The sequence below is a fragment of the Helicobacter felis ATCC 49179 genome (assembly GCF_000200595.1).
GTDB classification, from domain to species: domain Bacteria; phylum Campylobacterota; class Campylobacteria; order Campylobacterales; family Helicobacteraceae; genus Helicobacter; species Helicobacter felis.
Window position 1 is genome coordinate 791886 of sequence record NC_014810.2, and the last position, 18393, is coordinate 810278.

Sequence of the window (18393 nt, forward strand, 5' to 3'; positions counted from 1 at the left end):
TTAAAGGGGTTAAGTTGGTGCGTGTAGCAATCAATGGGACTGGGCGCATTGGTTTGTGTGCCGCGCGTATTGTGGCGCAACATAAAAACATGGAGTTGGTTGCCATCAATTCTACTTGCGAGCTGGACACTCTAATCCATCTCCTGCGCTACGATTCCTTGCACAAGCACGATGAACGCGTGGAAAAGGTCAATGAAGAGGGTTTGTGCATGGGTAATAGTTTGTTTGTGCGTGTTTTGCATGAACGCGACCCCGCCAAGCTAGATTTTGGGAACGCGCAGGTGGTGCTGGAATGCACGGGCAAATTTAACGACTATGACCTCGCTAGGGCGCATCTAAGAAACGCCGTGCAAAAAGTGGTGATCTCTGCGCCTGCTACAAATACCCCCACTTTCGTTTATGGGGTCAATCATAAGCAATATAATGACGAGCCTATCATTTCTAACGCCTCTTGCACCACTAACGCGCTCGCGCCGCTATTATTGGTGTTGGACGAACACTTTGGCATAGAACACGCTTTGATGACCACAATCCACAGCTACACTAACGATCAAAACCTCCTAGATTCTAAACATAAAGACTTGCGCCGGGCACGCGCAGCCGCTTTGAATATGATCCCCACTAGCACAGGAGTTAACAAAGCCTTAGCCCATATTTTACCCCATCTAGCCCCCAAGGTTAAAGGTTTGGCTTTGCGCGTGCCTACCCCTGTGGTGAGCTTGATTGATTTGAGTGTGCATACCCACCAAGAAATGAGTTTAGAGGGTATCCATGCAAGCATGCAGTTAGCTAGTCGGACTAACTTACAGGGGGTTTTGGGCATTGACACCCACCAACGCGTTTCCAGCGATTTTATTGACAGCCCCTTTAGTGCGGTGTATATTGAAGATCAGACTTTGGTTTTGGATAAAAATCACGCTAAGGTATTGGCGTGGTATGATAATGAAATGGGCTATTCTCGAAGGCTTGTGGATATGGCCTACTATACGATAAAAGGAGCGACATGCTAGCTGGAATCAAACGCATGCAAGAGGTTTTGGGGATTCAAGATGTAGAAATACAAAATAAAAATGTGCTTATCCGTGTGGATTTCAATGTGCCTTTGGATAAAGATTTCAATATCATGGAAGACACGCGTATCCGCGAGAGTATCCCCACTATCAATTATTGTATTGACAATGGAGCAAAGTCTGTAATTTTAGTAGGGCATTTGGGCCGCCCTGATCCTAAACTAGATGGCCAACATGAGAGCCAATTTTCTCTTAGCCACTTGGTGAAACGCTTGGAGCGTCTGCTCAATAAAGAAGTCTTGTTTGCCCATTCTTTGGCTATGGCACAAAAGCTCCAAGCAGAACACAAACACCCCGTAATTTTAGTGGAGAATCTGCGTTTTTACAGGGGCGAAAAGGAGAATGACGCTGAATTTTCTAAGCAATTAGCTAGTCTGTGTGATGTCTATGTGAATGATGCCTTTGGCACAAGTCACCGCAAACATGCAAGCACCTATGGAATCGCTGAATTTGTGCCTATTAAAGTTGCTGGCTTTTTGCTTAAAAAGGAAATCAATTCTTTTGCCAAAGCTTTGGCTAATCCTTTACACCCTGTGCTCTTAGTGGTGGGAGGCTCTAAGGTCAGTTCTAAGCTAACTTTATTGCGCAACATTTTAGATCGCGTGGATAAAATTATCATCGGGGGCGCGATGAGCAACACCTTTTTAAAGGCATTGGGCTACAACATGCAATCTTCCTTAGTAGAAGATGACCTCATTGAAGACGCGCTTCATATTTTAGAAAAGTCCAAACAAAAAGGCGTGCATGTCTATTTACCTGTAGATGTAGTGAGCACCACTCACCTAGAACACACCGATCAAGTGCAAATTACTCCCGCTCAAGACATCCCTTTAAATCATATGGCCGTGGACATTGGTCCAGCGACCTCTAAGCTCTTTTCTTTAGTGATTCAAAGTAGCCAAACTATTCTTTGGAATGGTCCGCTTGGAGTTTATGAAGTGCCTTTATTTAGTCGGGGATCTTTTCAAATTGCCCATAGTATCGCTAACACTTATGCGTTTTCTTTGATTGGTGGAGGGGATACCATTGATGTGCTCACCCGTGCAGGTTATAAGGATAGTGTTAGCTTTATTTCTACAGGTGGGGGAGCGAGTTTGGAACTTTTAGAGGGCAAAATTTTAGTCGCCTTCGAAGTCTTGGATCGTAAATCATGACAAAGAGTGAACCATGCCCGTCGTGTTGCAGGAGAAGAGGGCATGATCAATGTCTTTGCCAAAAATAACGAACTTGTAGAAGTTTTTACCTTTCAAGATTTTGAAAATTTTCCCTTTGAAGAGCAAAATATCCTATGGTATGAGCTCATCAACCCCACTTTTGCCGAACTCTATTGTATCGCCCAAAATTACGACCTTAATCTCTACGAAGACCCTGAAAAAAGCGCGGTAGTCAAGTATTGGGAAAACAGCACCTCTATCACTATCAACACCTACTTTATCTACAAAGACTCGCCTCTAGCTTTCCACACCGAAGCGATCACCTACTTTATTGCCAATAATATTCTTTTTACCCTCTACCATGGTGATTTTCCCATTTTCCAAGAAGTGCAACGGCGCGTATTGGCTAGCCCTAAAAAATTCCATGATGGTTTTGACATCTTGGGCAAAATCCTAGAACTCTATTTTGAAAAGGGTGCGGATTGCCTAGAAGAGGTTAATCGCGAAACCAGTGCCTTGCGTAAGCAAATCGTCTTTGATTTAGAAGCCTGCACTCACGAGGAAACCCTAATTTCTCTCTCTTTCTTGCAAGAATTTAACATGGAATTACGGGACTCGCTCTTTGACAAACGGCGCATCATCACTGCCCTTTTAAAGAGCAATAAAGTCGATAGCGAAACTAAGAAAGACTTCAACATTATCATCAAGGATTTTAATTCTTTGGTAGAGTTTAGCACGGCTAATCTCAACGCCCTAGATAATATTCAGAACCTTTTCACTTCTCAAGTCAATGTGGAGCAAAACAAGATTATCAAGCTTTTCACCGTAGCGACGATGGCGATGATGCCCCCTACCTTGATTGGCACTATTTATGGAATGAACTTTGAGGTGATGCCTGAATTGCGTTGGGAATTTGGTTATCCCGTTGCGATTGTCGCGATGGTCGTTTCGACTATCCTACCCATTTTATATTTTAAAAAGAAAGGTTGGCTCTAGTTGAGAGCAAACCAAAGCAGGCCCCCTAGCACAATTAAGCCTAAGACAAACGCGTTAAGAATGCCTTTTGTGTTATTGCGCTTAAAGCCCATGAGCAATCCGCTCAGATAAAACAAACACAAAAACACCCCAAAGACAATGCCAAAGATTACAAGGGGTTTGCCGGCTTTGCCCTTGTGCACCTGCATGAGTATGCCCAATACACTACGATGTATGCTCGTAATGACGCTTTTATCCCCCTGAGAGTTAATATTGACCTCATAGCCTGCCGTGCCAATGAGCAACGCCCCCTTATGCCTCCTAGGCTCGATTTTAGAGGGCAGGGCGATATTTTTTTGTTTCAAAAAATCTAGGAGAAACTCTAATTCTTTCTCTTTAGCCACAAGGGGCACGCTCCACTTGGTGATCTTGGCCCCGCTATTAGAACCAAAATCTAAAAAGAAAGCCACCCCACTGATGACAAACAACAACGCAAAAGGCAAGAAAAACACGCTTGCATAGGCGTGAAATTTATAGATGCTTTGAACACGCATCACTGCAAAACATGGCTGACAAATTTAGAATAATTATCCATCACAAGTCCCCCTTTACGAAAGCCTAGTCCACACGCTTCATAGGCAAAAAAGACATTGGGTTGGTAGTAAAATTCGCCCACTTGGTTGAGTGGGGCGTATTCTTGATACACTGGTTTATGATTGCCATAAACCCCCTGTGTTTGGTGAACAACGCTTAAATCTGGGTTTAAAATCTGCACATTCGCTCCCTCTCTGCCAAAGGCAACCTTGCGCACTTGTTTTTTGTTTTTCAAGGGTTCGTAACTAGCTTCTAAGAGCAAGGGATGGTTAGGGTAGCGTTCCCAAAGTACTTTTAAAAAGCGTTTACTTTGGAATAACAGCGTGTAAGCGGGGTTCAAAAAAATCGTATTTTGGTTAGCCATCATGTCTTGCATGAGCAAAGCTAGCTCGGGCTCATCAATAGCGATACTCTCCCAAGCCACGAGTTTAAACAGAAATTCGTAATTCACTCCCTCAAAAAAGACCCCCTCCTCAGGGTTAAACTGCACTTCATCCATATAGGCAAAATGCGTTTCAAAGCCTGCGCTCCGTGCAGCATCTTGTAAAAATTTGACACTTCTCTCTTCTTCAGCACTCCCCCGTACACTGGAAAAAAGAATCTTCCAACCCTCATACATGTTTTCAAATTGACTCACATCCTCGCTCAAAGTTACAAGGCGTTTAAAATTCTGTGTGAGAGCTTCGTGGATATTATTAAACTGTAGGTCTTCATTATAGCCATTGTGTTTGAGCAAAGCCCACTGGATCACCGCACTCTCATAGAGCATGGTCGGGGTGTCAGCGTTGAATTCCAAGAGTTTTATAGGCTGGCCATCTAATCCTCCAGCCAAGTCAAAACGCCCGTAAATATGCCAATGCACATCTTCCTCAAAGCTTTGTTTGATCATCGGAATCAAGCTATTAGGAATATCTAACTCAAAAAAGCGTTCTTGTTCAATGACCATCTGAGCAGTCTCTACAAACATATCGTAAAGCTCATTGCAAGCCTCATAATAGGCATTTGCTTCTTGCTGGCTCACCACAACTAGATCATTGCTGATATAAGGACTTTGATCGGGATCGGTGTGCCAATCTAGCCCGATCTCCTCTAGGGCTTGCTTACTTAGGGGATTTAAAGTGTTAAGGCGCATGGTTATCCTTTAAGAAATATTAGATCCGCGCTGCGTTCCAAAAAAGCCACTACGCCCCTGCTGTGTAGTGCTTTGTGTGGGAGCTGAGGGGGTGGTTGGATGAGCTGTAGGCCTAGTTTGTCCGGTGTTGGCTGGGCTCTGAGCATTTGTCGTTGGACTGTGGTTTTGCGATCCAAAAAACCCGCTACGCGTCCCGCTAGAAGGTGTGCTAGAGGTGCCCCTAAAGTTATTTTGACTGCGTTGGTAGGCTTGGGGTGAGCTGTAATTTCTTTGGGCGTTTTGAGTATAGTTGGGATTGTTAAAAAGTTTATTGCCTATATAGCTTCCCAAAATAGCCCCGGCCGCACTCCCCAAAATAGCCGCACCAATGCCTAGTCCAGATCCTCCTCCCTCAGCAGGGGGCTTAGTGAGTTGGCTTGTGCCATTGTCAATTTTAACCTCTTCCTCTTTGATGAGCTTTTGCACTTCCTCATCAGAGAGCATGCGCTCCTTGCCCTGCATATCGCGCATCACCACCCGTGTTTTATCGCTTGGATACTCCTCAGCGACCTTATAACTCTTATCAGGCTGTTCCTGCAAGATGACCAACGCGCCCTTTTTAACCTGTTGGGTTTGTTGGCTCGTTTCTTTGGGCTTTTCTTGAGTGCTGTGCGAATCGTCCTTGCAACCCGCTAAAGCCACCACAACCACAGCACTAAGACCCCCCACGATAGCATAATCTGAAATCTTCCTAAAAGGTGTGCGCATTTTCATCCTTCTTTTTAAAAGCCCCTATGCTAGCATAATTTTGCCAAAGTTATATCTTAAACTGCCCGATGTCGGCATCCAAATCTGCGGTAGAAGAATGCAGAGAATTTGCCAATTCAAGCACTTCATTAGCACTCTTGGCAGATTTTTGGGCGTTTTTCTCAATTTGGGTGAGTTTGCCAATCATCGTATTGATGTTTTCACCTGTTTGTGTGTAATTGCGGATAAACCCCTGCGTGTTCTCTACCATCGTTTCTATATCTTCGCTCATACCCTTAAAATTTTGTTGCACCTCCAAACTATTTTCACTCAAACTCTTGATCTTTTTAGAGTTGTATCCCATTTGAGTCGCTACATCACTGATCTCTTGGACAATCAGGCCAATGGTAGAGTTGATCTCTGCTAAAGATTTTTGGGTGCGTGCGGCTAAATTACGCACTTCATCAGCTACTACTGCAAAACCTCTTCCATGTTCGCCTGCGCGTGCGGCTTCAATAGCAGCATTGAGTGCTAATAAATTAGTTTGTTCGGCGATGTCATTAATAATATGCAGAATGCTTTTGACACTACCTGCGTTTTTGCTAAGTTGTTCGATTTGTAACGCGAGAGTTTCTTCGGTTTGAGCGACTTCTAAAATATGATTTAGCATACCGCTGAGGGATGTGTTGGAAATATTGATTGAATCTTGAGTTTTGCCCAATTTATCGCCCACTCCCTGCGCCTCACCGACCAAAACTTTCATTGTGTTGGAAAAATCCAAAGAGGAGGCATAGAGCTCTTTAATAGTTTGCACATTAGCTTGTGTATCTTTAGTGGCATTAGTGATAATCTTTTGCAGTGAATCGGCTAATGCTCTATTTTCAACACTATGGTATTGGATATTTTTCATCACCTCATGGATATTCTCCACAAAGTGATTAATATAAGTGCCTGCCTGTCCAATTTCATCTTTGGAGTTGTCTATTTTAAAACGGCTTGTTAAATCCCGATCCCCATGCGTAAAAGTAGCGATCTTTGTAACTAGGGCTTTTAAGCGATTAAAAATAGTGAAATACATCAAAATAGCCGAGATGGCCATAATACCCACCATGATACTTACATTCCACACCACTAAAACCTTAGAGTCATCACTATCCTGTCTTTTTACCTGCGACTCTAAAACACTAAAATCCTTGGTAATATCGCTGTAGTATGAGGTAACTGCCAATATAATATTTCCAGAAGGGTCGTAGTGGGCGTAAGCTACTTTGGATTCAGGCTTACCCTGCGCATTTTTAGGAATTTTATAGCGCACATACCCGCCTCCTGCATCGGCTTGCTCTATAAAATCTTTGACATAGTAAATTCCATCTGCGCTCACAAAACCATTACCATTCTTGCCTGCATTGTCTGGATTGGTAGGGTCTAAAAGCACGCGTCCGGTTTTCTCTACGGCCATAATATAATAAATGCTAGTGTCTCCATTAATTTCTCTGAGCAATTCTAGGGAGGAGCGCAAGGCTTCCTGCCTGTTTTGTGTTTGGTAGAATAAATGTAAGGAACGCTCAATCAGGCCATACATGTATTTGAGAGCGTATTCTTTCTTTTGAATGCCCTCTTGCTTGGTTTTTTTGATGATGCTTCGCACTAACTGATGTCTTTTGTAGTCTGCCACAAAGACGAGAATCGCTCCCAACACCACTAAAGATAAAAAGAGATTGCCTGTGATTTTAAGACTTAGGCGCATAAATACCCCTTCAGAGAATATCAAAATGTGTTAATATATCACGCAAACACCTAAAAGCAGGCAATGCTTAAAGGACTTAATTTTGGACTTTTGCGGCCAATTTATAGCTTGAATTGATTGATGTCTGCATCGAGCGGTTGTGGATTTGTGCAAAGAATTAGAAAGTTGCAAAACTTCTTTGGCATTATGTTCTGATTTCTGAACGCCATTTTCAATGATCGTAAGATTATCAATCATTGTGGTGATATTTTGGCTTGTTTGGATATAGTGTTGGATAAACCCCTGCGTGTTCTCTACCATCGTTTCTATATCTTCGCTCATGCCCTTAAAATTTTGTTGCACCTCCAAACTATTTTCACTCAAACTCTTGATCTTTTTAGAGTTGTATCCCATTTGAGTCGCTACATCACTGATCTCTTGGACAATCAGGCCAATGGTAGAGTTGATCTCTGCTTTCGCTCAAAGATGTTTGGATAATCCCAGAGAGCTCCAAAGAAGTGGCATGGAGTGTTTTGATCTTTTGGATATTTTCTCTTGTTGTGTTTGTAGACTTTGTGATAATGCCATGCAAAGAATCGGCCAAAGATCGATTTTGTATGCTGTGCGCTGAAATATTTTTCATCACTCTGTGGATATTTTCGACAAACTGGTTAATATAAGTGCCCGTTTTTCCAATTTCATCTTTAGAATCGTCCACCTCAAAACGACTTGTTAAATCCCTATCACCATAAACAAAGGTAGCAACCCTGGAGACAAGAGACTTGAAGCGATTAAAAATTAGCAGATGCATAAACACGGCTGAAATGACTAAGGCAGCTACAATAATGATGAAATTCCACAAGATCAAATCTCTTGAGTCTTTAGAAGCTTGGACTTTGGTGATGTTTTCTAAAACCTTAAAGTCCTGATGGATGTCGCTATAGTAAGAGGTAACCGCGAAAATTAGGTCTTCTTGAGGATCGTAGTGCGCATAAGCTACTTTGGGTTCAGGCACACCCCCGGCCACTTTAGGCATCACATAACGCACATAACCCCCACCCGCTTTGGCCAATTCTAAGAAGCGGCGCACATAATAGACTCCATCTGCGCTCTTAGCATCTAAGCCGTTTTGACCTTGCATATGGGGCACAACTGGATCGTAAACCACCTTACCGGTTTTATCCACTACGACAATGTAATAAATGTCCGGATTGTTATTGATTTTTGAAATAAGATTGAGCGCAGATTGTAGAGCTATCTCTTTATCTTGAGTGGTGTTAAAAATATGCAACGAATATTCTAAAAGCTCATACATGCGCTTGAGGTTTTCCTCTTTCTTAGTGAGATTTTGCTGTTCGCTCGCTTTGATGAGATTGTGCGCAAATTGTTGGCGTTTGTGATCGGCGACCACACTTAAAACAATGCCCAAACTTAGTATGGATAAAAGAAATTGATAAGAATTTTCAAGCTTAAGCGCATTGTGCCTCCTTTAGAGTGTAGGTGTTCAAACCGCTATCCCTAAAAGCGGTAATGTACGGCCAAACCGTAGTGCATCCCCTTTTTCTCATCTAGCCCAATTTCAGGGTAGAGCTCCCAATTACGGCGGTATTTAGAAGTGAAGAGGTAAGCAAAGCCCCAGCCGATCAAACTCCCGACCACCACCTGCAAGATGGTGTGTTTGCGCGCCACCACACGGCTCGCATCGGTGAGCACAGCTAGAGCGATCACAGGCAAAGCAGGCTTCCAGCCATAGCGATAAAAAACAAAACCCGCTGCACTCCATGCCCCGCCCGCATGCCCGCTGGGCATCCCCCGCCAGCTATCACAGCAAGGGCGTTTAGCAAAGGGCACTTTCGCCCCACGATCATGCGCGCTTTGAAACGCTCCCTTGATTCCATAGATCACCCCTTGAGTTACAACACTTCCTACGGCTAATTCCGCCATCCCTCTATAATCGCGCATGCCCAAACTCACCACGCCTACAAAGATGGGCATCAAGCGCAAGACATCCCCAATATCTTCTAACACCTTGACCTCTTGTGCGCTAGGCGCACCCTCCAAGCGCACACAGAGCAACAACGCTAAACCCGCTCGCATGATTTTTCGCATAACCCCCATTATAGCATTTTGTTAGGTATAATATTGGACATGCTTGTCTATTTCCTGCTGAGTTTTTGTTGTGCGTTGGGGGTCATTTTTTACTCCAAGCGCGCGTCTTTGTTTGTGGATAACGCCCACAAACCCCAAGGTTTCCACACCCAAAGGACTCCGCGCGCGGGGGGATTGGGGATTTTTATCGTGTTTTTGCTTGGGGGTGGGTTATCTTGGAACATGCTAGCGGGCGGGATTTTGGTATTTCTGAGCGGATTTTTAGAAGACACCAACCGTCCCTTAAGCCCTAAAAAGCGTCTTTTATTGCAAAGTGCGGGTGTGGCTTTGCTGGTGAGTACGGGGTCGCTTGTTTTGACAAATTTTAATCCTCTGCTTACCTTACCCCTTTGGTTTGCGTGGTTTTTTAGCGTTTTTATGCTCGTGGGGGTGATCAATGCGATAAATATCATCGATGGCTTTAATGGGCTGGCGGGGGGGTTGAGCGTAGCGGTATTGGGGATTTTATACACCATTGAGCCCAACCCCGCACTTTTAGCCCTCTTGTTAGGGGTGTTAGGCTTCTTGGTGCTCAATTTCCCTAAGGGCTATATTTTCTTGGGCGATGGGGGGGCTTACCTCTTGGGGCTGGTGTGTGGGGCAAGTTTAATGGATTTAGCCCTTAGAGGCGTGGTGAGCGTGTGGTTTGGATTGGCATTAATGGTGTATCCAGTTACAGAGGTGCTTTTTTCCATTGCTAGGCGCAAACTCCAAAAACAAAAAGCCACTCTGCCCGATGCCCTGCACCTGCACACCTTGCTTTTTAAAGCCTTGTCGCGCCAAAACACTCCTCTAAATCCCAATGCTTTAACAGGGCTTGTTGTGGTGGGCTTGAATTTGCCTTTTATGTTGCTTAGTTTTCTTTATCGCCAACAACCTTATGCGCTTTTAATGCTTGTGGGAGCGTTTATAGGGATCTATTCGCTCAGTTATCAATGGCTAAGAAATCACCCTTAAGGAGTTTTATGCGCTTAGGTTTAAACATCGATCACATCGCCACGCTCAGGGAGGCGCGCAAAATCCACGAACCCGACCCCCTAGAGGCGATTTTTATTGCTAAAAATGTGGGTGTGGATTTGATCACTTTGCATTTGAGAGAGGATCGCCGCCATATCCACGAAGACGATCTAGCTAGCGTGATCAAACACACCCCCATGCCCGTGAATGTGGAATGTGCGATCGACCCACAGATCACCCAAATTTTATGCGCACAACGCCCCTTTAAGGTAACTCTAGTGCCCGAAAAGCGCGCAGAAATCACTACAGAGGGGGGACTTAACTTAGAGCATCCCCAATTACCCCAAACGATTCAAACTTATTTAGAACATGGGATAGAGGTTGCCCTCTTCATTGACCCGGGATTGGAAAATTTGGAGCGCGCGCGCTCTCTAGGGGTGCGTGTGGTGGAATTACACACGGGCCAATTTAGCAATCTCTACAACACTTTGTATTCCAACTTCAAGCATCATAAAAACCGCCTTAACTTACCCCAAGATAATGCCACGCTAAAACACATGCTCACTACAAGCTTGCAAGAGTTGGAGCAAAGCGCGTTAGCGGGAGAAAAAATGGGCTTAGAAATGTGCGCTGGGCATGGGTTAAATTACTTTAGTGTAGGACTTATAGCGCGCATACAGAGTTTGCAAGAACTCAACATCGGGCATGCCATCATGGCTAGGGCAATCATGGTGGGCTTGGAGCGTGCCCTTCAAGACATGCAAGAGGCGATCAGAATTGCGCGCTAAAATTGCGATCTCTATTGGAGATGCCAATGGGATAGGTCTAGAGATCGCCCTTAAAGCCCACCAACACATCAACCAAACCTGCCAACCGATCTACTGCGTGCATAGAGAGCTTTTAGAGCAGGCTAACACACTCTTAGATCACGCCTACACCCACGCCCTAGAAACTATGCAATGCGCAGAGCCTACAGCCCCTATGCCTCTCATCAAGCCTGCCCAAGTGGATAAGTCTAGTGGGTTTTACAGCTACGCTAGTTTTTTACACGCCCTAGATTTAGCAGATACCAAGCAGATCAGCGGTGTGTGCACTCTGCCTATCCATAAAAAAGCATGGCAACTAGCCGGAGTGAGCGCACCCGGACACACCGCGCTTTTAAGAGATCGCTACAAACAAGAGGCGATCATGATGCTTGGTTGCCCTAGTCTGTGGGTCGCTCTCTTTAGCGATCACATTCCTTTAAGTGCGGTGAGTGATCGTGTGCGCTTAAAACCTTTGGCAGAGTTTTTATACACCTTGGGGGGTGCACTACCACAAGCGCGCGAAATCGTGGTTTTAGGGATTGATCCACATTGTGGAGATGGGGGGGCTATTGGGGTGCAGGATAGCATCGTGCAGGAGGCGATCGAGAAGGCCAACATAGCCCTAAAAGCCCCTAAATTTTTAGGTCCTATCCCTGCTGATAGTGCCTTTGCGCCCCATTTTAGAGAAAAGTACCGCTACTTTGCCGCGCTTTACCACGATGTAGGGCTAGCTCCCCTTAAAGCCTTGTATTTTGAAGAGAGTATCAATGTGTCTTTGAATCTACCCATCAGGCGCGCTAGCGTGGATCACGGGTGCGCTTTTGACATCGCCTACCAAAACAAGGCAAGCATCAAAAGCTACTGCAATGTGATTTATTACCTTTTAGCCTAACTACTTTGTTGGGCTTGGGTTAGGCGTTCTTGCTCCTCTTTGAGGGCGGCTTTTTGGGTGCGTTTTAGCATTTCCTTACGGCGGATAGCACGCTCATGGCGCTCTTTCTCTTTATCTGTTTGAGGAATAAAGGGAGGCATGGGCATGGTTTTGCCATCTTTCATAGCCACCATTGTAAAATAACAGCTATTGGTGTGCACTGCCGTTTTAGCCTTAAAATCTTCACAGACAACTTTAATCCCCACCTCGCAACTCTTGGTGCCTACATAGTTGATACTGGCATAAAAAGTTACCAGCGTGCCAATAGGAATAGGATGTTTGAAGAGCACGCGATCCACGCTCAAAGTTACCGTGCCACAACCACAGTAGCGTGAGGAGCAAACATAAGCCACTTTGTCGAGCAAATTCAGCAATTCGCCCCCGTGCATAACATTGTTAAAATTAACCATACTAGGGGTTACTAGAAACGACATGGTGAGTTGTCTAGGATCGCCCACGCTCGCAGTAGTGTCTACGCGTAATTTTTCTTGTTCACTCATAAAAACTCCTTGAAAAAAAAGGGTAATCTAACTAAATTTAGATAACGCTTATTCAACAGGCTTTTTAATCTGGCCTAAAATCTGATTATTGCGTTATAATAGTTTTGTTATTTGATTTTGTCGTGCCTCTATTTAAGACTCAATAAGTCTTATTAACCCTCATTAAGATCAATGGAGTTGGTAAATGTTGCAAATAGAAAAAATTTTAAAACAAGCGCGTGGCAAGATGCGATCTAACACACATGTGGAGAGATTAAAGAGTGATATGCGCCGCGTTATCAAGACTTGCAAGTCATTTTCAAAACGCGTGGTGCTTTTAAGCTTTGAGGTAGTGAGGCGTCTTTTTCCTAACTTCTGTAGAATTAATTGTTTAAGAATTTTAAAGGTTCTGTGGTGGTTTTCTCGACGCGATTCTGAACTAAATGTCGCAATGCTGCAACAAATAAATTGCGACCATGGTTTGGATGAAAGAATTTGGCAATCAATGCTAGATAAAATGGAAAATTGGCTGAAAGAAAATGGCATTTTAATGAGAACACTTCTAACTCTTGTTCCTCATGAAAAGGCTTTTGAACGTCTTTTTGCCGTTTATTTGGGTTTTGGAGATGCTCGTCTCACTCACACGGAGCGCATGGAGTGGCTGGTATTTAACTTGAAAATCCTACAAAATTTGCAGGCATACGATGGATCTGAGCGTAAGGATTTTTTAACTTTAAGGCGTGTGGAGTTTTACACTTTCATAGATGCGGGGGGGGGGGGGGACATATTCTTTCTGTCTAGCACTTAAGCACTATTTTTATACAGAAGGTTTTTTAACACTAGAAATTCTTTATAAAAAAGAAAATATTTCCACGCTATACCATTCTTCATTTTGTATTACTCCCCAACTACAGTTGCTTGTTGCTTGTGTGCAAGGAGGAAAGGGATTAACACAAGAGCATGTTAAATTTTTGACCAAACATTGCTGTTGCCACCCAGCCGCTTTTTTAGCAGAGTTGCAAAAGATTCTCACGCGGATTTTAGGATTGAATACAACTCTAGGTATCCCAGGTGTAGCACAAGTAAGCTATGCTAGGTCTGCGAATCATCAGGGACTTATACGCGATTACGATGATTTTTTTATGAAACGTGGAGCAGATGAGGTAGATTTGGTAGAGATCGAGGGACGCTCATATTACAATTTACCCCACACCCACAGAGATATCACATACTATCCCCAAAAAAAACGCTCTATCCGCAAAAAACGCTGGAAACTTTTAGATGAAATAGAAAACAATCTCCAAGGAAGATTGGTAATAAAATACGATTAAAAATAGGTCATAAAATGGAGAACTGCTCTAAAAGCCAAATTTAGATAATATTTATCTAAAAAGGGCTTTGCATGTTAGTTTTTACAGGAGGCTGCGGCTATATTGGCTCAAGTGTGGCGCGGTGGTTTTTAGAACGCACAAATTATAAAATCCTTATCCTCGATAATCTCAGCACAGGGTTTGAAATCCATGCCCAAACTCTGCAACATTTTTATAAAGAACGCGTAGAGTTTGTGCACCTAGATTTAAGCGACACTCAAGCCCTAGATGCTTTGTTGCAAAGCAGGTGCGCAAAGATTCAAGGGGTTTTGCACTTTGCAGCCAAGCTTTTAGTAGAAGAGTCCATGCGCCTGCCCCTAGCCTACTATGAAAACAACACTCTCAACACTCTACAGCTTGTCAAACTCTGTGTGCAATATGGCATTAAACATTTTCTCTTTTCTTCTACCGCTGTCGTCTATGCACATAATAATCATTCTATCAGTGAAGACACCCCTTTAAATCCGATTAACCCCTATGGTGCTTCCAAGATGATGAGCGAACGCATTTTATTAGATAGCCCGCTCTCTTGTGCGATTTTGCGTTATTTCAATGTGGCCGGGGCGACTCGTTTCAATGATTATTCTAGCCCTTATGCTTTAGGACAAAGAGCATTGAACGCCACGCATTTAATTAAAGTCGCCTGTGAATGCGCCACACATAAACGCCCCAAGATGGCAATCTTTGGCACAGATTACCCCACCCCAGATGGCACTTGCATTAGAGATTACATCCATATAGATGATCTTGCCTTAGCGCATTTAGAAGCCTTTAAAACCCTACTAAGCACCTCTAAGAGTGAGATTTACAATGTAGGCTATGGGCGGGGCTATAGTGTGCGCGAAGTTATCGATAAAGTCAAAGAGGTTTCAGGGGTGGATTTCAAGGTAGAGTTACAAGATCGGCGTGCGGGCGATCCGGCAAGCTTGATTGCCGATAATACTAAGATTTTAAGCCAAACGGCCTTTAAACCCCAATTTGACCATTTAGAGGGCATTATCAAAAGTGCGTATGAATGGGAACAATATTTAGGCAAACAGCATGTCTAAGGTGGTGGTGCTCACGGGGGCGAGTAGTGGGATCGGTTTAGAATGCGCGCACCTCTTATTAAAAAAGGGCTACAAACTTTACGCCCTCTCTAGGCAGGTGAGCGCGCTCAAAGAGCTAGAACATCCCCAATGCGTGCGCCTGGATTGCGATCTATGCGATTTGACCCAACTAGAAACTTGCGCACAAGAGATTTTATCTAAAGAACCATATTTAGATGGAGTGATTCACAATGCCGGACGCGGACTCTTTGGGAGTTTAGAAGAGCAGAGTTTAGAGCAGGCTAGGCAACTCTTTGAGCTCAATCTCTTTAGTATTGGCAGGCTTAATTCCCTGCTACTAGGGGCACTACGCGCTAACCCCCATTTTCCTAAGATCATCCATGTAAGCTCAAGCGCGGGGCGATCCATTAGCATGTTTTTAGGCTGGTACCATGCGAGCAAATATGCCCTAGAGGCTTATAGTGATGCTTTGCGTGTAGAGCTAGTGCCCTTTGGAGTGCAAGTGGTGTTGATTGAGCCCGGGGCCATTACAACCAAATGGGGAGAGGGGGCTTTTGGGGCGTATGTAAGCCAGCCTAGCCCTTATAAAGAAGAACTAGATAAAAGCGCGCGATTCTATGCAAATGTTTATAAAGACGCGGATAAACCCTTGCTTGTGGCTAAAAGTATTCTTCAAGCCCTAGAAAACCCTCACCCAAAAACGCGCTACCTTGTAGGCAAATATGCCCATTTATTAGTATGGGCAAAAAAATGGCTACCGGATAAACTTTATGACACAATCTTAAGAAAACGGATTTTAAAGTAAAAGAGTGGTGCGGAAGAGAGGAATCGAACCTCCACGCCTTGCGGCGTCAGATCCTAAGTCTGGTGCGTCTACCAATTTCGCCACTTCCGCGTAAAAGCTCGCATTATACCCCCCACAAGTTTAAAGCCCCCTTAGAGCAACAACGCCCCAATGGTGCCAAAGACGATGAGTGGGATATTATAAACCAAGAAGGTGGGCACACAGGTATCATAGATATGACTATGCTGTTTGTCGGCGTTTAAGCCCGTAGTGGGGCCAATGGTGCTATCTGAGGCGGGTGAGCCTGCGTCCCCAAGTGCGGCGGCAATGCCCACTAAAAGAATGGTCGCTGAGGTGCTAAAACCCAGCGCTACACATAAAGGGCAGTAAAAAGCAGCGATGATAGGAATCGTGCCAAAGGAGGTTCCAATACCTATGGTGATGAAAAGCCCGATCGCCAACATCAACAACGCCCCCTCCAACTTAGTAGACACCATACTAGAGGTCGCGCTCACTAAATCTGCGATCGCGTGGGTTTTTTGCAACACCTCCCCAAAGCCTGCAGCCACTAGCATGACAAAAGCCACAAAGGCCATCATTTTTACGCCCTCATCAATGACGCTATCCATGTCTTTCCATTTGATCACCCCCCCTGCTAACATCACCATCAAGCCTATAAACGCCCCCAAAGGCAGAGAGCCTGTAGAGAGTTGCACCCCAAAGGCGAGTACAATCCCGATTAAAGTTTGGTAATCGCGCCATTCCAATCGGGGCGGTTTATCGGTATGGATGACGAGGTTGTCTTGATAAACACGAGGTTTCTTGTAAAGCACCAACACCGCTACTACCAAACCTACAAGCATGGCAAACCCTGCAATAGACATCACCCCCACCACTTGGGAGAGGGTCGTAGGGATACCATTCTTATTCAAATGCTCTACAAGGAGATTTTGAAAAATCAGCCCAAAGCCCGCTGGGATGGTCATATAAGGGGTTTGTAGTCCAAAAGTGAGCGCACACGCTACGGCGCGTCTATCTAGCTGCAGGCGGTTCATCAAATGCAACAGAGGCGGGATAAGAATAGGGATGAAGGCAATGTGTACGGGGATGAGGTTTTGAGAAAAACACGCCACAAAAGCGATGAAAAAGCATAAAATCGTGGCTTTTTGATCCATCACGCCGACTAGCTTGTATAGGACAACTTTGATCAGATTTCCGCTTGAGATCATCACCGCCAACGCACCCAAGAGAACATAGCTCAAGGCCGTTTCTAAATTGCCCTGCATGCCAGCAATCATGATCTCGACCGTCTTAACCACGCTCAAGCCCCCCATCACGCCCGCCACTAAGCTAGCCGCAATGATGGCTAGCAGGATATTGAGCCGCGCCAAACTCAAGCCCACCATCACCACCACGGACACCACCGCCGCGTTACTTAAGATCATTCCACCACTCTTTTTAGAATCTCCTGATAGGCGTCAATACGGCGATCTCTAAAGAAGGGCCACATCAGACGGGTCGCCCTGCTCTCCTCTAAATTAATACAAGCATAAACGATTTCCTCTTGCTCGCCCCCGCGCGCTAGCTCCTTCCCAAAAGCCCCATAAATGAAGCTTGAGCCAAAGAATTTTAACCCCTGCGTGTGCCCTGAGGGGTCTAACTCGAGCCCTACACGATTAGACCCTATGACAGGAATCACATTAGCGATACTATGCCCGCGTTGCACCCCCCACCATGCCTCTCTTTGCAAGATTTTATCCGTATCGCTCTCACTAGGATCGTTAAACCACCCGATCGCACTAGGGTAAATGAGCATATCTGCTTTTTTCAATGCCATGATACGCGCAGCCTCTGGATACCACTGATCCCAGCACACCAAAACCCCTAAATTCCCTACGCTGGTTTGGATGGGCGCAAAAGTGTCCCCGGGGGTGAAGTAAAATTTCTCATAAAAACGCGGGTCGTCTGGAATGTGCATTTTGCGCTGTATCCCGACTACGTGCCCGTCTCGCTCAAACACCACCGCCGTATTAGAGAACACTCCCTCCATGCGTTTTTCAAACAGAGAACTCACCAACACAACACCATAAGTTTTTGCCAAATTGCTAAAGAATGCGACATCCTCAGCATAATTTTGCGCCAATACGAAGTGCTTAGGGTCTTCACATTGGCAAAAATAAGCATAAGGGTGTAGTTCGGGCAAAACTACCAAATCTAATTTTGGATGTAATTGTTTGGCATGCGCTAGCATAGCCGCGCTGTGTTCTAAAGTAGAATTGCGATCGCCACAATAGGCATGTTGCAAGATGGCAGTGTGGATTTTTGCAGGTTTCAAGGGCATTCCTCCGTGTGGCTAATCGTCTTCATCAATCTCAAACCCATCCAATTCATCATAATCGTCTTCCTCATAGTTATAATAGGAATCCTCATCTTCTAAATAATCGTCTTCATCGTAGTTAAAAGGGTAATCTGCACTCACTATCGCCTCCTAG

The 18393-nt window shown here is 44.7% G+C and carries 21 protein-coding genes and 1 tRNA gene; 10 read left to right on the forward strand and 12 right to left on the reverse strand.

Going from position 1 to position 18393, the window contains the following annotated elements:
* Positions 1-17: 17 nt before the first annotated feature.
* From gap to corA, 3 genes are read left to right on the forward strand one after another with little or no spacing between them, the layout of a single operon-like run.
* Positions 18-1010 (forward strand): type I glyceraldehyde-3-phosphate dehydrogenase, encoded by a 993-nt coding sequence (gap, locus tag HFELIS_RS04030; protein ID WP_013469261.1) that lies wholly within the window; start codon positions 18-20, stop codon positions 1008-1010.
* Complete coding sequence (locus HFELIS_RS04035; protein ID WP_013469262.1) at positions 1004-2224, forward strand: phosphoglycerate kinase; 1221 nt, start codon at positions 1004-1006, stop codon at positions 2222-2224. Before gap ends, HFELIS_RS04035 begins: the two co-directional genes overlap by 7 nt.
* A 42-nt stretch (positions 2225-2266) precedes the next feature.
* A complete protein-coding gene (gene corA / locus HFELIS_RS04040) occupies positions 2267-3220 on the forward strand; it encodes a magnesium/cobalt transporter CorA (RefSeq protein WP_013469263.1) in 954 nt (317 codons plus the stop codon).
* Here corA and HFELIS_RS04045 read toward each other — a convergent pair.
* The 7 genes from HFELIS_RS04045 to HFELIS_RS04075 all read right to left on the reverse strand — a co-directional run bounded on the left by HFELIS_RS04045 (position 3217) and on the right by HFELIS_RS04075 (position 9486).
* Positions 3217-3753 carry a PepSY domain-containing protein gene (locus HFELIS_RS04045; protein ID WP_013469264.1) on the reverse strand — a complete coding sequence of 179 codons (537 nt, stop codon included), beginning with the start codon at positions 3751-3753 and terminating at the stop codon, positions 3217-3219. The two genes, corA and HFELIS_RS04045, sit on opposite strands and share 4 nt — an antisense overlap.
* Positions 3753-4925, reverse strand: a complete 1173-nt coding sequence (locus HFELIS_RS04050; protein WP_013469265.1) for a glutathionylspermidine synthase family protein — start codon at positions 4923-4925, stop codon at positions 3753-3755. Before HFELIS_RS04050 ends, HFELIS_RS04045 begins: the two co-directional genes overlap by 1 nt.
* 9 nt (positions 4926-4934) lie before the next feature.
* Entirely contained in the window at positions 4935-5672 is a 738-nt protein-coding gene (locus HFELIS_RS04055) for a UPF0323 family lipoprotein (RefSeq protein WP_013469266.1), read from the reverse strand.
* Positions 5673-5721: 49 nt separating this feature from the next.
* Positions 5722-7398, reverse strand: a complete 1677-nt coding sequence (locus tag HFELIS_RS04060; protein WP_013469267.1) for a methyl-accepting chemotaxis protein — start codon at positions 7396-7398, stop codon at positions 5722-5724.
* Positions 7399-7428: 30 nt separating this feature from the next.
* On the reverse strand, positions 7429-7791 hold the full coding sequence (locus HFELIS_RS04065; RefSeq protein WP_013469268.1) for a hypothetical protein: 363 nt from the start codon (positions 7789-7791) through the stop codon (positions 7429-7431).
* A 13-nt stretch (positions 7792-7804) separates the two neighbouring features.
* Positions 7805-8806, reverse strand: coding sequence for a cache domain-containing protein (locus HFELIS_RS04070; protein WP_013469269.1), 1002 nt, complete (start codon positions 8804-8806; stop codon positions 7805-7807).
* Positions 8807-8895: 89 nt separating this feature from the next.
* Positions 8896-9486, reverse strand: coding sequence for a phosphatase PAP2 family protein (locus tag HFELIS_RS04075; RefSeq protein WP_049776943.1), 591 nt, complete (start codon positions 9484-9486; stop codon positions 8896-8898).
* 39 nt (positions 9487-9525) lie between these two features.
* Here HFELIS_RS04075 and HFELIS_RS04080 point away from each other — a divergent pair, with 39 nt between their 5' ends.
* Genes HFELIS_RS04080 through pdxA form a run of 3 tightly spaced genes read left to right on the forward strand, consistent with a single transcriptional unit; the run spans position 9526 to position 12180 of the window.
* Positions 9526-10482, forward strand: a complete 957-nt coding sequence (locus tag HFELIS_RS04080) for a glycosyltransferase family 4 protein (protein ID WP_013469271.1) — start codon at positions 9526-9528, stop codon at positions 10480-10482.
* 8 nt (positions 10483-10490) lie between these two features.
* Positions 10491-11270, forward strand: a complete 780-nt coding sequence (locus tag HFELIS_RS04085) for a pyridoxine 5'-phosphate synthase (protein WP_013469272.1) — start codon at positions 10491-10493, stop codon at positions 11268-11270.
* Positions 11260-12180: a 4-hydroxythreonine-4-phosphate dehydrogenase gene (gene pdxA / locus HFELIS_RS04090; protein WP_013469273.1), complete on the forward strand. Its 921-nt coding sequence runs from the start codon at positions 11260-11262 to the stop codon at positions 12178-12180. Before HFELIS_RS04085 ends, pdxA begins: the two co-directional genes overlap by 11 nt.
* Here pdxA and HFELIS_RS04095 read toward each other — a convergent pair.
* Complete coding sequence (locus HFELIS_RS04095; protein ID WP_013469274.1) at positions 12177-12719, reverse strand: acyl-CoA thioesterase; 543 nt, start codon at positions 12717-12719, stop codon at positions 12177-12179. The two genes, pdxA and HFELIS_RS04095, sit on opposite strands and share 4 nt — an antisense overlap.
* Positions 12720-12903: 184 nt before the next feature.
* On the opposite strand from HFELIS_RS04095, the gene HFELIS_RS04100 reads away from it, so the two are divergent.
* From HFELIS_RS04100 to HFELIS_RS04115, 4 genes are all read left to right on the forward strand, one after another.
* Entirely contained in the window at positions 12904-13506 is a 603-nt protein-coding gene (locus HFELIS_RS04100; protein ID WP_013469275.1) for a hypothetical protein, read from the forward strand.
* On the forward strand, positions 13463-14029 hold the full coding sequence (locus HFELIS_RS04105) for a DUF535 family protein (RefSeq protein ID WP_013469276.1): 567 nt from the start codon (positions 13463-13465) through the stop codon (positions 14027-14029). The genes HFELIS_RS04100 and HFELIS_RS04105 overlap by 44 nt, the downstream gene beginning before the upstream one ends.
* Positions 14030-14100: 71 nt before the next feature.
* Entirely contained in the window at positions 14101-15117 is a 1017-nt protein-coding gene (galE, locus tag HFELIS_RS04110; protein ID WP_013469277.1) for a UDP-glucose 4-epimerase GalE, read from the forward strand.
* Positions 15110-15922, forward strand: a complete 813-nt coding sequence (locus tag HFELIS_RS04115; RefSeq protein ID WP_013469278.1) for an SDR family NAD(P)-dependent oxidoreductase — start codon at positions 15110-15112, stop codon at positions 15920-15922. Before galE ends, HFELIS_RS04115 begins: the two co-directional genes overlap by 8 nt.
* Before the next feature lie 5 nt (positions 15923-15927).
* Here the strand turns inward: HFELIS_RS04115 and HFELIS_RS04120 are convergent.
* The 4 genes from HFELIS_RS04120 to HFELIS_RS09495 all read right to left on the reverse strand — a co-directional run bounded on the left by HFELIS_RS04120 (position 15928) and on the right by HFELIS_RS09495 (position 18380).
* Positions 15928-16012, reverse strand: a tRNA-Leu gene (locus HFELIS_RS04120).
* Positions 16013-16053: 41 nt separating this feature from the next.
* Positions 16054-17346, reverse strand: a complete 1293-nt coding sequence (locus tag HFELIS_RS04125) for a Na+/H+ antiporter family protein (RefSeq protein WP_013469279.1) — start codon at positions 17344-17346, stop codon at positions 16054-16056.
* The gene (locus HFELIS_RS04130; RefSeq protein WP_013469280.1) at positions 17343-18242 is read right to left on the reverse strand and encodes a carbon-nitrogen hydrolase; all 900 of its coding nucleotides are present in this window, start codon (positions 18240-18242) and stop codon (positions 17343-17345) included. Before HFELIS_RS04130 ends, HFELIS_RS04125 begins: the two co-directional genes overlap by 4 nt.
* A gap of 12 nt (positions 18243-18254) precedes the next feature.
* The gene (locus HFELIS_RS09495; RefSeq protein WP_013469281.1) at positions 18255-18380 is read right to left on the reverse strand and encodes a hypothetical protein; all 126 of its coding nucleotides are present in this window, start codon (positions 18378-18380) and stop codon (positions 18255-18257) included.
* Positions 18381-18393 lie beyond the last annotated feature (13 nt).

What these genes read in the sequence shown, in the direction of transcription:
- HFELIS_RS04050 (WP_013469265.1), bottom strand. Translation starts at nt 4,925, where the DNA reads ATGCGCCTTAACACTTTAAATCCCCTAAGTAAGCAAGCCCTAGAGGAG.
- HFELIS_RS04115 (WP_013469278.1), top strand. Translation starts at nt 15,110, where the DNA reads ATGTCTAAGGTGGTGGTGCTCACGGGGGCGAGTAGTGGGATCGGTTTA.
- corA (WP_013469263.1), top strand. Translation starts at nt 2,267, where the DNA reads ATGATCAATGTCTTTGCCAAAAATAACGAACTTGTAGAAGTTTTTACC.
- HFELIS_RS04080 (WP_013469271.1), top strand. Translation starts at nt 9,526, where the DNA reads ATGCTTGTCTATTTCCTGCTGAGTTTTTGTTGTGCGTTGGGGGTCATT.
- HFELIS_RS04095 (WP_013469274.1), bottom strand. Translation starts at nt 12,719, where the DNA reads ATGAGTGAACAAGAAAAATTACGCGTAGACACTACTGCGAGCGTGGGC.
- HFELIS_RS04105 (WP_013469276.1), top strand. Translation starts at nt 13,463, where the DNA reads ATGCGGGGGGGGGGGGGGACATATTCTTTCTGTCTAGCACTTAAGCAC.
- HFELIS_RS04035 (WP_013469262.1), top strand. Translation starts at nt 1,004, where the DNA reads ATGCTAGCTGGAATCAAACGCATGCAAGAGGTTTTGGGGATTCAAGAT.
- HFELIS_RS04100 (WP_013469275.1), top strand. Translation starts at nt 12,904, where the DNA reads ATGTTGCAAATAGAAAAAATTTTAAAACAAGCGCGTGGCAAGATGCGA.
- HFELIS_RS04125 (WP_013469279.1), bottom strand. Translation starts at nt 17,346, where the DNA reads ATGATCTTAAGTAACGCGGCGGTGGTGTCCGTGGTGGTGATGGTGGGC.
- HFELIS_RS04055 (WP_013469266.1), bottom strand. Translation starts at nt 5,672, where the DNA reads ATGCGCACACCTTTTAGGAAGATTTCAGATTATGCTATCGTGGGGGGT.
- HFELIS_RS04075 (WP_049776943.1), bottom strand. Translation starts at nt 9,486, where the DNA reads ATGCGAAAAATCATGCGAGCGGGTTTAGCGTTGTTGCTCTGTGTGCGC.
- galE (WP_013469277.1), top strand. Translation starts at nt 14,101, where the DNA reads ATGTTAGTTTTTACAGGAGGCTGCGGCTATATTGGCTCAAGTGTGGCG.
- HFELIS_RS04045 (WP_013469264.1), bottom strand. Translation starts at nt 3,753, where the DNA reads ATGCGTGTTCAAAGCATCTATAAATTTCACGCCTATGCAAGCGTGTTT.
- HFELIS_RS04065 (WP_013469268.1), bottom strand. Translation starts at nt 7,791, where the DNA reads ATGGGATACAACTCTAAAAAGATCAAGAGTTTGAGTGAAAATAGTTTG.
- HFELIS_RS04130 (WP_013469280.1), bottom strand. Translation starts at nt 18,242, where the DNA reads ATGCCCTTGAAACCTGCAAAAATCCACACTGCCATCTTGCAACATGCC.
- HFELIS_RS04085 (WP_013469272.1), top strand. Translation starts at nt 10,491, where the DNA reads ATGCGCTTAGGTTTAAACATCGATCACATCGCCACGCTCAGGGAGGCG.
- HFELIS_RS04060 (WP_013469267.1), bottom strand. Translation starts at nt 7,398, where the DNA reads ATGCGCCTAAGTCTTAAAATCACAGGCAATCTCTTTTTATCTTTAGTG.